Source organism: Pseudoalteromonas sp. Scap03 (assembly GCF_013393115.1).
GTDB lineage: Bacteria > Pseudomonadota > Gammaproteobacteria > Enterobacterales > Alteromonadaceae > Pseudoalteromonas.
In genome coordinates, this window is sequence record NZ_VDEU01000001.1 from 2872230 (window position 1) to 2884575 (window position 12346).

The 12346-nt window shown below is 39.0% G+C and carries 14 protein-coding genes and 2 tRNA genes; 9 read left to right on the forward strand and 7 right to left on the reverse strand.

Annotated features, from left to right (window positions below; genetic code table 11):
• Positions 1 to 106: 106 nt before the first annotated feature.
• From pabB to FHG08_RS13080, 3 genes are all read left to right on the forward strand, one after another.
• Complete coding sequence (gene pabB, locus FHG08_RS13070) at positions 107 to 1465, forward strand: aminodeoxychorismate synthase component I (RefSeq protein ID WP_178956244.1); 1359 nt, start codon at positions 107 to 109, stop codon at positions 1463 to 1465.
• Positions 1458 to 2033 carry a CoA pyrophosphatase gene (locus FHG08_RS13075; protein WP_054201137.1) on the forward strand — a complete coding sequence of 192 codons (576 nt, stop codon included), beginning with the start codon at positions 1458 to 1460 and terminating at the stop codon, positions 2031 to 2033. The genes pabB and FHG08_RS13075 overlap by 8 nt, the downstream gene beginning before the upstream one ends.
• A gap of 101 nt (positions 2034 to 2134) precedes the next feature.
• A complete protein-coding gene (locus tag FHG08_RS13080) occupies positions 2135 to 3511 on the forward strand; it encodes an L-serine ammonia-lyase (protein WP_054201138.1) in 1377 nt (458 codons plus the stop codon).
• Between the two features lie 67 nt (positions 3512 to 3578).
• Here the strand turns inward: FHG08_RS13080 and cysB are convergent, their stop codons facing one another.
• Entirely contained in the window at positions 3579 to 4556 is a 978-nt protein-coding gene (gene cysB, locus FHG08_RS13085; RefSeq protein WP_054201139.1) for an HTH-type transcriptional regulator CysB, read from the reverse strand.
• Positions 4557 to 4852: 296 nt separating this feature from the next.
• Between cysB and FHG08_RS13090 the strand changes: the two genes are divergently transcribed.
• Complete coding sequence (locus tag FHG08_RS13090) at positions 4853 to 5608, forward strand: hypothetical protein (RefSeq protein ID WP_075169051.1); 756 nt, start codon at positions 4853 to 4855, stop codon at positions 5606 to 5608.
• 112 nt (positions 5609 to 5720) lie between these two features.
• Here FHG08_RS13090 and FHG08_RS13095 read toward each other — a convergent pair whose 3' ends face one another.
• Complete coding sequence (locus FHG08_RS13095) at positions 5721 to 7013, reverse strand: NCS2 family permease (protein ID WP_054201141.1); 1293 nt, start codon at positions 7011 to 7013, stop codon at positions 5721 to 5723.
• A gap of 118 nt (positions 7014 to 7131) precedes the next feature.
• Between FHG08_RS13095 and FHG08_RS13100 the strand changes: the two genes are divergently transcribed.
• The 3 genes from FHG08_RS13100 to FHG08_RS13110 all read left to right on the forward strand — a co-directional run bounded on the left by FHG08_RS13100 (position 7132) and on the right by FHG08_RS13110 (position 8868).
• A complete protein-coding gene (locus FHG08_RS13100) occupies positions 7132 to 7593 on the forward strand; it encodes a tetratricopeptide repeat protein (protein ID WP_010388519.1) in 462 nt (153 codons plus the stop codon).
• 324 nt (positions 7594 to 7917) lie between these two features.
• Positions 7918 to 8352 carry a SulA-like leucine-rich domain-containing protein gene (locus FHG08_RS13105; RefSeq protein WP_010388516.1) on the forward strand — a complete coding sequence of 145 codons (435 nt, stop codon included), beginning with the start codon at positions 7918 to 7920 and terminating at the stop codon, positions 8350 to 8352.
• Positions 8353 to 8391: 39 nt separating this feature from the next.
• Positions 8392 to 8868, forward strand: a complete 477-nt coding sequence (locus FHG08_RS13110) for a YchJ family protein (protein ID WP_178956245.1) — start codon at positions 8392 to 8394, stop codon at positions 8866 to 8868.
• Between the two features lie 67 nt (positions 8869 to 8935).
• On the opposite strand, the gene FHG08_RS13115 is transcribed toward FHG08_RS13110, so the two are convergent.
• Positions 8936 to 9238, reverse strand: coding sequence for a DUF6172 family protein (locus tag FHG08_RS13115; protein ID WP_010388513.1), 303 nt, complete (start codon positions 9236 to 9238; stop codon positions 8936 to 8938).
• Between the two features lie 201 nt (positions 9239 to 9439).
• Positions 9440 to 9967: a VC2046/SO_2500 family protein gene (locus FHG08_RS13120; RefSeq protein ID WP_178956246.1), complete on the reverse strand. Its 528-nt coding sequence runs from the start codon at positions 9965 to 9967 to the stop codon at positions 9440 to 9442.
• A 112-nt stretch (positions 9968 to 10079) separates the two neighbouring features.
• Between FHG08_RS13120 and FHG08_RS13125 the strand changes: the two genes are divergently transcribed.
• Together FHG08_RS13125 and FHG08_RS13130 are read left to right on the forward strand one after the other, a co-directional pair.
• A tRNA-Tyr gene (locus FHG08_RS13125) sits at positions 10080 to 10164 on the forward strand.
• Positions 10165 to 10213: 49 nt separating this feature from the next.
• Positions 10214 to 10298, forward strand: a tRNA-Tyr gene (locus FHG08_RS13130).
• Positions 10299 to 10329: 31 nt separating this feature from the next.
• Here FHG08_RS13130 and FHG08_RS13135 read toward each other — a convergent pair.
• The 3 genes from FHG08_RS13135 to FHG08_RS13145 form a co-directional block, all read right to left on the reverse strand.
• On the reverse strand, positions 10330 to 11025 hold the full coding sequence (locus FHG08_RS13135; RefSeq protein WP_178956247.1) for a M48 family metallopeptidase: 696 nt from the start codon (positions 11023 to 11025) through the stop codon (positions 10330 to 10332).
• A gap of 185 nt (positions 11026 to 11210) precedes the next feature.
• On the reverse strand, positions 11211 to 11606 hold the full coding sequence (locus tag FHG08_RS13140; RefSeq protein ID WP_178956248.1) for a VOC family protein: 396 nt from the start codon (positions 11604 to 11606) through the stop codon (positions 11211 to 11213).
• Complete coding sequence (locus FHG08_RS13145; RefSeq protein ID WP_010388506.1) at positions 11596 to 12267, reverse strand: HD domain-containing protein; 672 nt, start codon at positions 12265 to 12267, stop codon at positions 11596 to 11598. The genes FHG08_RS13140 and FHG08_RS13145 overlap by 11 nt, the downstream gene beginning before the upstream one ends.
• Between the last annotated feature and the right edge of the window lie 79 nt (positions 12268 to 12346).

Below are 12346 nucleotides of genomic sequence, written 5' to 3' on the forward strand. Positions count from 1 at the left end.
TGGTTCGAACTGTTTTCAACCACAGCGCTCACTAAACGCTGCCAAATAAATTTGACTTATGATACCCTCCCAGCCCGTTTCGAGCCAGTTCTTAAAGGGATACTAAATGCTAAACAATAAAAAAAATTGTGTTGAATTAGCCATATCACAAAATTGTATAGAGGTATTTTCGCATTTTGCTCATTTGCCCTACGCCATTTTGCTAGATTCGGGTGATAGCGATCACATTAACAGTCGTTTTGACATAATTGCTATTGAGCCTCAAAGCACTCTGGAAGTTAAAAATAATCTAACCGTTTTTAATAACCAAGCGAGTGCTAAAAGCTGCTTTGAAATAATGAACGATGAATTAGCTAAGCTTGATACAACAAAAGCCGCCCACAATTTACCCTTTAACGGTGGCTGGCTTGGTTATTTTGGTTATGACTTAGGGCGTACCATAGAGCAACTGCCAAGCAGTGCTTTAAACGATATTGATTTACCACAAATGGCCGTTGGACTTTACCTTGATGCACTGATTTACGATAAACAACTGGATACTTGGTTTTATGTTTCGCAGCCCAATGTAAATCGTCTCTGGTTGTATCAGCAATATTTAACGCAACCACCTAAGCACGAAAGCTTTTCGCTTACATCACAGTGGCAGTCAAATATGAGTCAGAGGAGTTATAGCGAAAAGTTTGCAGCGATTGAAGAATACTTAAAAAGTGGTGATTGTTATCAAATTAACCTAGCGCAGCGTTTTAGCGCACATTACCAAGGGTCTCCTTGGGCGGCTTATGTTAAATTAACGCAGGCCAATAAAGCGCCTTTTTCTAGTTTTATAAATCATCCGCAAGGCGCTATTTTATCAATATCACCCGAGCGTTTTATTGCAGTGCACGACAACAAGGTAGAAACAAAACCTATTAAAGGCACGCTACCACGTAAAGCCGATGCTTTAGAAGATGCAAAACAAGCCACACTTCTGGAAAATTCCAGTAAAGACCGCGCTGAAAATGTAATGATAGTAGACCTGCTACGAAATGATTTAGGTAAAGTCGCAAAACCGGGCTCTGTTGTTGTACCTTCTTTATTTGCTATTGAAAGCTTTCCGGCAGTACACCATTTGGTAAGTACAGTTACATCCATCCTTGATGAAGGAAAAACAGCAGTCGATCAACTTGAAGCTGCATTCCCTGGAGGGTCTATTACCGGGGCACCAAAAGTGCGCGCAATGGAAATAATAGAAGAGCTGGAGCCACACAGACGCAGTATTTATTGTGGCTCTATTGGCTATATTAGCGCCTGCGGTAATATGGATACCAGTATTACCATTCGAACTTTAGTTACTCATCATCAGCAAATACATTGTTGGGCTGGCGGTGGCATTGTTGCTGATTCAAAAGTCGAATTGGAATATCAAGAAACATACGATAAAGTAAATAAAATACTCCCTATATTAAATGAAGGTCGCTTTGAATAGTGAAACCATTTCGGCTCGTTTTCAATTAAACCGCAGTTTAGCCGTGGATCAGCTCAAAGATAATAAAAAAAAGCGCGCCAGTGCAGTGATGCTACCTTTGATTGATATAGATAACGAAGCACATGTTTTATTGTGTAAGCGGCCAACCTATTTACATCACCACCCTGGGGAGATTTGTTTACCGGGTGGTAAATTTGAAATTAATGATGTTAACCTGCGCACTACGGCACTGCGTGAATTACATGAGGAGCTAAACATTCCCCCGCATAATGTTCAAGTTTTAGGCCAGCTGCCGGAATACTCTACCCTTACTGGATTTACTATACGTCCTTTTGTGGGCTTAATTAAAAAAGAAACGGTATGGGAGAACGATCATAACGAAGTACAAGCCAGCTTTTTACTCTCTATAAAAGCACTGAACAACGAAGCTAATTGGCAACCAATCCCCTTTGAACGTAATGGAAAAGCCCTAACTTTAAATGGCTTTATCACTCCTCACGGGCTTTTGTGGGGTGCCACAGCCAGCATTATTAAAAACTTTACAAAACAACTCGCCATACCAGTTTAAATCTTTGCTAATAAGGGTTACACACCTGCATTTCCACGTTATTATAGTCGACCGTTCAAAGAACAGCTTAATGCTGAGAAAACTAAGTAGAGACACACATTATGATCAGTGCATTTGACATGTTTAGCATTGGTATTGGCCCCTCATCGTCACATACCGTCGGCCCAATGCGTGCATCACGCTTATTTGTTAATGACCTAGATGAGCAACAACTATTAGCAAATGTAACCGATGTAAAAGTAGAGCTTTACGGCTCACTGGGGCAAACAGGTGTTGGTCATGGTTCGGGAAAAGCAGTGATCCTTGGCCTAGCCGGTTATGACCCTGAAACCATTGATGCCGATTTAGTGGACGATATTTTAGCAAAAATAGAAAATGAGCAGGTTATTTATCTAAACCAAACTCATAAAGCTAAATTCCCTAAACAAGGCGCTATTGTTTTTCATCGTAGAAAAACACTCCCTAAACATTCCAACGCAATGGAAATTATTGCCTATAACAATGGCGAAAAAGTATATAGCAAAGTTTACTACTCTATTGGTGGCGGGTTTATTGTTACAGATGAAGAGTTTGAAAAAGAAAAACAAGCGGCCTTAGATATTCGCGAAGAAAACCCTGCCCCGTTCCCGTTTGGAACGGCTAAAGAATTACTCGAAATGTGTAAAGAGTCGGGTTACAGCGTATCAACGTTAATGATGAAAAACGAAAAAACCTTACGCAGTGAAGAAGCCATAAAAGATGAATTATTTAATATTTGGCAAGTAATGAAAGCCTGTATTGAACGTGGTATGCGTACCGAAGGTATTTTACCTGGTGGTTTGAAAGTAAAACGCCGTGCACCAAGCTTATATTTAAAGCTCAATGTAGAAGTGAGTAACGATCCACTTCGTGCTATGGATTGGGTTGATTTATTCGCATTAGCAGTGAATGAAGAAAATGCAGCAGGCGGTCGTGTGGTTACTGCACCAACAAATGGTGCAGCTGGTATCCTACCAGCCGTATTAATGTACTATCATACTTTTATCAAAGAAGTTGATCGCGACATTGCTACTCGGTATTTATTAACCGCGGCCGCTATTGGTATTTTATACAAAAAAAATGCCTCTATTTCAGGTGCTGAAGTGGGTTGCCAAGGTGAAGTTGGTGTTGCCTGTTCAATGGCTGCTGGTGCGCTGACTGAAATTGTTGGTGGTAACGTGGTACACGTAGAAAATGCCGCTGAAATTGGCATGGAACATAACTTAGGATTGACCTGCGATCCAGTGGGCGGCTTAGTGCAGGTACCTTGTATTGAGCGTAATGCAATGGGCGCTATTAAAGCAATTAATGCTTCTCGTCTTGCTATTCGCGGTAGTGGAGAACAAAAAGTATCGCTTGATAAAGTAATTAAAACCATGCTCGATACCGGTAACGATATGAAAACAAAATACAAAGAAACCGCTCGCGGTGGATTAGCGGTTAACATTATCGAGTGCTAATTAGATAGCATAAAAAAAGCCGCTTAGTTGCAAAACTAAGCGGCTTTTTCATTACTGTTTATGGCGGTTATTTAACTGGCAATTCGATATCAGCAAATAATTTATCAACATCGTCTTGATTACGCAGCAAACTTGCTCGCTCTACTCGCTCTTTGGTTAAATGCGGTGCAAAACGTTCGATAAAGTCATACATGTAGGTACGTAAAAAGCTACCTTTTCTAAAACCAATCTTAGTGGTGCTTGCTTCAAATAAATGGCTAGCATCAATGCACACTAAGTCGCTGTCGTTTACCTGGTCAATTGCCATAGATGCAACCACACCGACACCTAATCCCAGGCGCACATACGTTTTAATAACATCGGCATCGGTGGCGGTAAATACAATATGCGGCTCAAGCCCATAGGCGTTAAATGCTTTATCAAGCTCTGAGCGACCAGTAAAACCAAATACATAAGTGATCAAAGGATACTGCGCTATATCTGCCACCGTTAAGTTATCGACTTTTTTCGCAAGGGGGTGATCTTTAGCAACCACAATACTGCGATTCCAGTGATAACAAGGCAACATAACTAAATCTGAATATAAGTGCAGTGCTTCAGTAGCAATCGCAAAATCTGCATCACCGCGCGCAGCTGCATCCGATATTTGCTGCGGCGTACCTTGGTGCATATGCAGTGACACTGCTGGGTATTTTTGGGTAAAGCCTTGAATTACGCTTGGTAACGCATAACGTGCTTGGGTGTGCGTAGTCGCAATATTAAGTTTACCTTGATCGGGCAGCGTATGTTCATTAGCAACCGCTTTAATGCCCTCAACTTTTGAGAGTATTTCTCGCGATATGTTAATGATTTCTTCGCCAGCACCTGTAACGTGAGTTAAATGTTTACCACTACGGCCAAAAATTTGTACACCTAGTTCATCTTCTAACATACGTACTTGCTTAGAAATACCAGGCTGGGAGGTAAATAAACTCTCAGCGGTAGCTGAAACATTTAATTTATGATTTTGAACTTCTACGATATATCTAAGTTGTTGTAATTTCATGGCTATGTAGTTTCGTTATAATTCACATTGACAGATAAAAGCGCACCCTAATTAATAGGTAACTATATAAAGGCTGATTAAGGTTACACAATGTAACAATTAATTTATTGAAATTTCAGGTTAACACAATAAATAAAGTTGAGATAGCAATGATTATCAGCAAACAAAACATAACACATTAAGATTTAAACGCTTTATGCATGGTGTTTTTTTTAGTTAATCGGCGCAAAGTTTCCCACCTTTTATATATTTAATGTAAGATTAGATAATAAGGTTAAGAATTTGAGAATTATAACATGATCGTTTCCATTATAATTGTATTAATTGTTGCGCTTATCGTCATTGCACTGTGGGTTAGTGCTGTTCAACAACACAAAGAAAAACAAGAAGCTGAACGACGTAAAGAGCTAACAAAACAAAAAGCTATCATTGAAGAAACTGAAGAGGCGTTAATGAATAGCGCAAATATCCCTCTTTCAGAAGCAACTCAGCGAATATTACAACGTCGTATTCATGATGCGCTAAGTAATATGGTGTCTATTTCAAGCGGTGGTAGCGGACTAAAAAACCGCTTAAAAGAAGCAAAAGAGCGACTACAAAATCCGATTCAAGACGGCTCGGATGGTTTTGTTTTGCCAGGTAATGACAAGCAACTGATATCACTAATACAGGGTATAAAAAAGCTCCGTACTATTATCCGTTCTGAGCACAACAAGGGGAAAGTTGACAGCCAAGCGTTTATTGCAGAAGACAAACGCCTTGAGAAGCTACAACTAAGAATCAACATTGAAAGCCAGATAAAACGTGGTCTAGCAGCTCAAACAGCCGGTATGGTTGGCTCTGCTAGGCAGTACTTTGAAAAAGCATCGACGACGCTAAACAGTGTGTCATTTAATGATGATTACATTACTGCAAAACGAGTTGAAGTTGAAGGCTATCTAGAAACAATAAGCACTGAATTAAAGGCATCAAACGCTACATCATTGAAGAAAAAGAACGAACAAGAGCAAGATGATTTAGACGTACTGTTTGCACCGAAAAAGAAATGGTAATTCATTATCTAATAAAAAAGCCCATACAACTGTATGGGCTTTTTTATAACTGAAATTTAGTCACTATATAAATTTACATACCCAAACTAAATCTAGCTATTTAACAAAAGCATTAAGATAAAAATGCAAACTTAATAATAAACAGTGCCGTTAAAATCCAAACACTAATACTTACCTGATCTTTTTTACCACACAGTACTTTAACTGCTGTATAAGAAATAAAACCCAGTGCAATACCGTGTGCAATTGAAAAGGTCAATGGAGTCATTAACAATACAACACTCACTGGAATTGCATCGGTCATATCATCCCAGTTTACAAACTTTAAGTTTTGTAGCATTAGAACAGATACATATAAGATTGCCCCTGCTGTTGCGTATGCTGGTACCATTTGTGCCAAAGGTGCAAAAAACATCATTAATAAAAAGCAGCAACCTACAACTACAGCCGTTAAGCCCGTTCGCCCCCCCACTGATACCCCTGCTACAGATTCTATGTAAGACGTTGTTGTTGAAGTACCTAGCATTGCACCGGCAATGGTTGCAGTGCTGTCAGCGCTTAATGCGCGACCCAAGCGCGGCATATTGCCGTTTTTATCTGCTAGGCCCGCTTTTTGAGTAACCGCTACCAACGTACCTGAGGTATCAAATAAATCAACAAATAGAAACGCAAAAATAACACTCAACATAGACAGTTCAAAAGCAGCACTAAAATCAAGTTGCATAAAAGTTGGCATTATTGAAGGTGGCATTGCAACAACACCATGATATTCAACTAACCCCATCGACACTGCAATCGCGGTAACGAGTAAAATACTAATTAATACACCGCTTTTAAAATCGCGATAAAGTAATGCCGCAATAATAAAAAAACTAAAAATAGCTAATAGCGGACCCGGTGACGTTATATCGCCTAGCTGCACAAGTGTTGCTGGGCTTGATACAATAATACCAGCACTTTTTAGTGCAATAAGCGCTAAAAATGCACCAATACCGGTTGCTATTGCTTGTTTGAGCACCAGGGGGATTGCATTAATAATCCACTCTCGCACCTTAAATAAGCTTAATATTAAAAATATACACCCTGACATAAACACCGCGCCCAGCGCTGCTTGCCAGCTATAGCCCATACCTAACACCACGCCATAGGTAAAAAATGCATTTAATCCCATACCCGGTGCCAATGCCAATGGATAATTGGCCCACAACCCCATAATAAAACACCCTATTGCAGCGGCAATACAGGTTGCAACAAAGGCAGCACCTTGGTCCATGCCTGCTTCTGCAAGCATAGCTGGGTTAACGAATACGATATAAACCATCGTAATAAATGTAGTCATACCGGCAATACATTCACGGCGAACCGAAGAATCATTTGCACGGATTTTGAATAAGGCTTCGAGCATAATAAACTTGTGGTTGTAAAAAGTGGCGAGATTTTAGCATAAAAATAACTTTTTACAGGACATTTTACCTTGCTATATACTAAACTAGCTAAGTGATTAAAATAACAAACGAAGTAGCATGATCAAAACGACACCAAGTGGCCAAGACTTAGAGCAACAATTAGACAACATTCTTTCTTTTGTAACGCAACCAAGCGATGCAAATCCCCCTGCGAGCTCTAAAAACACCGATCAAGACACATTAAATAAAGCTCTTTATTACCTTAAAAATGAACAAGGCGCCTTAGCCGCAAAATGGATGCGTTTAGCAGCAATGGCAGGAAACTATCGTGCACAGTTTTACTTAGGGCTATTTTTCATTAAAGGCCAAGGTGTGCCACAAAGTGTATTTCATGGGGCTGCGTGGCTCAGCTTAGCTAGTAGCCAAGGATATGAGCCAGCAATAGAGGCAATGAGCGATATACGCAAACACATTAGTACCAAACGACTTAAAGACGCCCAGTGTTATGCCGCCAGCTTATATGAACAAATTCATCAGTTACAATTTTCACATTTGATCCCTATAAGTCACGAAAAATAGTTTTACTACCTAGTAACTCATTCCATCTGTAAATTAATTAAGCGTTTTATAAGTTAAATGCAACAACGCTTAATTTTTTAAACTACTGTATACCTCATGCATTTCAAGATTTATTTAGTTATAGATTAAAAAGCTACCGTCAAAAGTATTCATCCCCAAAAATTATAATCTATTGTTATATATGAACTATTTATTTTTAAATAGTTTCATTATCGTGCTCAGCTGAATAACTGTACAAAAAAATAGCAAAAAACACTTGCACCAAACAACTGTATAAACTACTGTATACATGTACTGTATAAAAACCCAGTGAGTGAGACGATTATGTTACAGCCTATTACCGTAAGAACAGTTAAGAGCTACCAACAAGATGACCAATCTGATTGTGTTAACGTTGTACAAATTGAAGATGAGATTTCAGCGACGTTTGAATTATTAAAAGTATTACACCAATACAATAGCTTAAATGCATGGACACTTTTAATTGCGCCAGACCATGTACCTAGTAAAGCGTTACTTGATTCATGTTCAATTGATACCAGTAAATTATTAGTTATACGCCAAAAACATTTAGTTAATATAGAGTATGTTTTAAGTTCTGCACTTCACAATGGAAATTTTGCAGCGGTGATCACCTGGACCGACATAATAAATAATCAGCAACTATCACAGTTATCATTAAACCTGAGCCATACACGCACTAAGCTGTATTGCTTTAGCAAAAAAAGCGCTCAAGCTGAGATTTCACTAACGCAATAAGCTTGGTAAACTAGCGTTTTAATACACAGTACATTTATTATGACCTCTAACGCCCTACTATGTTTTTGTGGCAGTCAGCAACTTTATGCTGATTGCTGTGAACCTTTTCATTTAAAAACCAAACAGCCACAAACACCTGAGCAACTTATGCGTGCTCGCTACAGTGCATATGCGGTTAAAAAAGCGGCTTTTGTTCGTGAAAGTTACGCAAAAGAAAAGCAAGCTGAAAACTCACTATCAGAAATTAAGGACTTTGCAACTAGTTGCCGCTTTATAAACTTAACCGTATTAGATTCTGGTTATAATGATGAAACAGGGTTTGTAAAGTTTAAAGCCCATTACTTTTACCAAGACTTGTATTGCGAGCTGGCTGAGCATTCAAGATTTATTAAAGAAGATGAACAGTGGCGATACCTTGATGGTGAGATCACACCGGTTGCTGATATCAAAGTGAAACGCAATGATACTTGTCCTTGCGGCAGTAATAAAAAGTATAAAAAGTGTCATAGTGTATAAGTAACAACCACAAAAAATGGGCCACTTGGCCCATTTTCAAAAACTACACTAAACGCAACTTAGCGCTTTATTCGTCATCATCTTCATCGAAGTCTTGACGCTGTGCAGGTCTTGCTAAAATCTCTAAGTAGAAAGAGGTTAAACCTTGCTTTTCAATTTCACTGATGTGATTGTTAATTTCAGCAACGTGAACAACTTGGGCTTCTTCAGCCGTGTTACCAAACTTACAATCGAATGCCCAGTAGTCGGCATCAACAGGTAAAGTTTTATTACGTTCTCTTTTCAAATATTTTTTCACTTCATGCTTTGCAGCATCAACCATACGAGGGTATTTGATTTTCTCATGATTCAGCGTGAATGTTTTCTTCATTACGTTCCTAATTACCTTGGTTTAATGATAATGGCATTTAATGTCATACCATTTGCGCCATTATAGCAATTGCATTTAAATTTTGGATGCTTTTTTTATATTAAATCTGTTATTAACATAAAGCACCTATAAAACCACTAATATAAACACGGTTTATTACAATCCAATGGCGCCTAAAAAATAGCATTTAATAAAATTCAATTAGGCACTAAACAAATGTAATGGCTGGTGGAGGGCATCATTTTGTAAATCATCATAAAATGCCACCGCATCCATTTGAGGGTTTGATAGCTCGGTGTTGGTATTTTGAATTCGTCGACGTACCGCTAATTCACAGTTATCAATTACGTTAAGTGGAATGTGGTTTTTATCATCACGAATATTAAATGGCTCAGGTTTTAAGCACTGAGTTAACTTTATCTCACTCATCCCTTCGGCGCTTCCCATTTTTGCTAAAAGTTCCGTGTTATTTTTGCCAATTAACATATTAAAACTCTCAGGCGCCAATGGCTGCTTTGGGCCCGCACCTAAGTGTTTACGCAAGGTCTCTTCATCAGCTTGATAACCACTTGCATCACTTTTAGGTAAGTGAAACTCACTAAAATCGAGCGCATCATGAGATAGCATTGCTAATAAAAGAGCAAATTCACCCCGACGGCTTTCATGCACACTTTTATTGAGTCGTGTTTTTAATTGACTCTCTGTGATTAACAAATCACCAATCTGCATAGACTTTAGCCTATTTAACTAATTAATAAGTATTTATCGGCTAAATTTGAATTTTCTTTAGCTTTTTTCTTTACTTAAATAAGAAGTTTGCTATTATCTGCCGCGTTGCATTGGAGGGGTTCCCGAGCGGCCAAAGGGATCAGACTGTAAATCTGACGGCTCAGCCTTCGCTGGTTCGAATCCAGCTCCCTCCACCACTTTTCTTAGGCTAAGTTAAGTGGGGCCAAATGCAATAAAAATTAGTGTGGAGGGGTTCCCGAGCGGCCAAAGGGATCAGACTGTAAATCTGACGGCTCAGCCTTCGCTGGTTCGAATCCAGCTCCCTCCACCACTTCTCTTTACTACCTCGTTTTATGTTCTAATTATTCAAAAACCCATTGTAAACTCATCCCATGCTTATTTAACCAAGCGCTTGCTTTTTTGTATTCTGAATAAAATAAACCTACACGATGCCAAAATTGTGCACTGTGATTTAAATACTTTAAATGCGCTAACTCATGCACAATCACGTAGTCAATTACCCAGGTGGGTGCGCTTGCAAGGTGTAAATTAAAGGTAAGCTCACGCCTGCGGTTACAACTGCCCCAGCGACGCTTATACAATTGAATACGAATATTACTCGGTAGCTTTTCACCCATCAGCTGACAATAGTAGTTAACTCGCATTTCAATATAGCTTTCTAATTTCTCATGCAAAAACTGCTCTAGCAAACTTTGATACATTTGCGTTCGATGCTTCACACGTGAAGAAAGACTCAGTAACAGTGTTTGGCTTTCATTGTGCTGCTGCCATTGAGTGCGTGCTGCGTTTTCAAATTGCACATTAACAGCTTCATTAAATAATTTAATGCTATTGGTTTTAAGTGGAAACTGTCGTGTATCGGCTTGAATTTGTTGCTTATGTAACTGAGCATCAATCCAGCCCTGTTTACTCAACAGCCATTCGTTAATTTGTGTTTTCGTTACAAAATGGGGCGCATACACAGTAAGTTCTCGTTGTGCGACTTTAATAGCCACTGTTTTTCGCCGACGGCTTCTTCTTAACGTATAATCTAACAATCTAAAGTGCCTATAAGTTATTATAAAATAAAACTTTCTCTATTAGCTTAATAAGTTAATTCGTAGGAGAAAAAACCAGTTAGTAGGTATCGTTTTAATATTGCTCGATACTAAATAGGCTAAACGATGGATCATAAATCTACCCTTGGCTATTTTAACTGTTGAAGTTTTACTAAACAAAGCCGCTAGCTCTCGAGTTGCACTTTTATGACATTATAATCATGAGAAGTGATTTCATGGCTATTACCACTATTGTCTTTAAAATACATAGAAAAAGTCACGCCATGATCAGCCAATATGGTTTTCACTTGATGCTGCTTAAGATGCTTAAGCCAAATAACAAATTGCTCCCCAGTTGCAGCAAAAGCGATTCCTTTACTACGCCCATCGCCTTCAAATAAAGCCAATCGTGTAGTAGCGCTTTCATCTTCAAGTGTTAAAGGACCTTTTCCCTCTTCATTCCAAAAGGCTAACTCCTCTACTACGGTAAAACCAAGCACCTTTTCATACCACTCAATAGCTTGGTTGAGGCTTTGAACATTTAAATGACAATGATCAATTCCCGAAAGTTTAGGTGTCATCGCGTTGTTCACCAATTTCAGACTTAAGCTGAGCTAAAAAGTCGTGCATGTATGCAGTGCGTCTTTGTGCTTCGGCTTTTGCAGAAGGAGTATTCATACTCTGGGCAATATGCAGTAATTTAATAAAAAAATGATCTAGGGTGTACTTTTTATCGTCAGCTTCTCGGTTTAAACAAAATGGATCATCGGGGTTGTATAATAATCGACTAATAGAGCCGCCTACTTTCATACAACGGCTTACGCCAATAGCACCCAAGGCATCCATTCTGTCAGCATCTTGTACAATCTGTGCTTCAACCGTTTTAATAGCAATATTGGCGCTAAAACTATGTGCGGCAATGGCATGGTGAATATCATCAAATAGCGCGTCATCATAGCCAATAGACGCTAAAAAGTTAATCGCTTTATCCGCGGCCATTGTTGATGCCCTTGCTCTATCTGGGTGATTTTTAGCCACTGCAACACAATCATGCAACCAAGCTGCAGGCAATACAATCGCCATATCAGCCTGCTCTGCTATACATAGCTGCACAGCAACACGCACTACCCGTTCAATATGGGTAATATCATGGGCAACATCCGCATGTACTAAGGATGTAATAAAGTCTCTGCATTGCTGATTAAGTTGCTGTAATGAGGGGCTAAGAGCTGAATTGTCCACCGAATTTCCAAAAATCTATTTAAACGAGTTAATAATGGCTACTTTACCGCGATTTATAAGCCCCTTGCAAAACATTCAT

Coding starts and splice junctions, on each gene's coding strand:
- pabB (WP_178956244.1), top strand. CDS start 107: ATGCTAAACAATAAAAAAAATTGTGTTGAATTAGCCATATCACAAAAT.
- FHG08_RS13080 (WP_054201138.1), top strand. CDS start 2,135: ATGATCAGTGCATTTGACATGTTTAGCATTGGTATTGGCCCCTCATCG.
- cysB (WP_054201139.1), bottom strand. CDS start 4,556: ATGAAATTACAACAACTTAGATATATCGTAGAAGTTCAAAATCATAAA.
- FHG08_RS13090 (WP_075169051.1), top strand. CDS start 4,853: ATGATCGTTTCCATTATAATTGTATTAATTGTTGCGCTTATCGTCATT.
- FHG08_RS13095 (WP_054201141.1), bottom strand. CDS start 7,013: ATGCTCGAAGCCTTATTCAAAATCCGTGCAAATGATTCTTCGGTTCGC.
- FHG08_RS13100 (WP_010388519.1), top strand. CDS start 7,132: ATGATCAAAACGACACCAAGTGGCCAAGACTTAGAGCAACAATTAGAC.
- FHG08_RS13105 (WP_010388516.1), top strand. CDS start 7,918: ATGTTACAGCCTATTACCGTAAGAACAGTTAAGAGCTACCAACAAGAT.
- FHG08_RS13110 (WP_178956245.1), top strand. CDS start 8,392: ATGACCTCTAACGCCCTACTATGTTTTTGTGGCAGTCAGCAACTTTAT.
- FHG08_RS13115 (WP_010388513.1), bottom strand. CDS start 9,238: ATGAAGAAAACATTCACGCTGAATCATGAGAAAATCAAATACCCTCGT.
- FHG08_RS13120 (WP_178956246.1), bottom strand. CDS start 9,967: ATGCAGATTGGTGATTTGTTAATCACAGAGAGTCAATTAAAAACACGA.
- FHG08_RS13140 (WP_178956248.1), bottom strand. CDS start 11,606: ATGACACCTAAACTTTCGGGAATTGATCATTGTCATTTAAATGTTCAA.